The 230-nt window shown below is 66.5% G+C and carries 1 protein-coding gene; it reads left to right on the top strand.

What is annotated here, in order from left to right:
- Positions 1-230, top strand: a 230-nt coding sequence (locus HKX41_13945) for a ZIP family metal transporter (protein ID NNC25235.1), incomplete at both ends; no start/stop codon positions are given.

Below are 230 nucleotides of genomic sequence, written 5' to 3'. Positions count from 1 at the left end.
GCTCGGCGCGCTGTTTCTAGACGCCTCAAACCGCTACCTCCCCCACCGCCACTTCCTGAAAGGCCGGGAGGGAGCCGGCGTAAGCCTGCAGCGGATCTGGCTCTTCATCTTCGCGATAACGCTGCACAACTTCCCCGAGGGGCTGGCCGTGGGGGTGGGCTTCGGCAGCGGAGATCCGGAGGGCATACTCAACGGGCTCACGCTCGCCGCAGGCATCGGGCTGCAGAACC

The organism is Salifodinibacter halophilus, assembly GCA_012999515.1.
In the GTDB taxonomy this organism is placed as follows: domain Bacteria; phylum Pseudomonadota; class Gammaproteobacteria; order Nevskiales; family Salinisphaeraceae; genus Salifodinibacter; species Salifodinibacter halophilus.
Note: the sequence above shows the minus strand (reverse complement) of the source record. Positions and strands in the feature narration are given on the sequence as shown.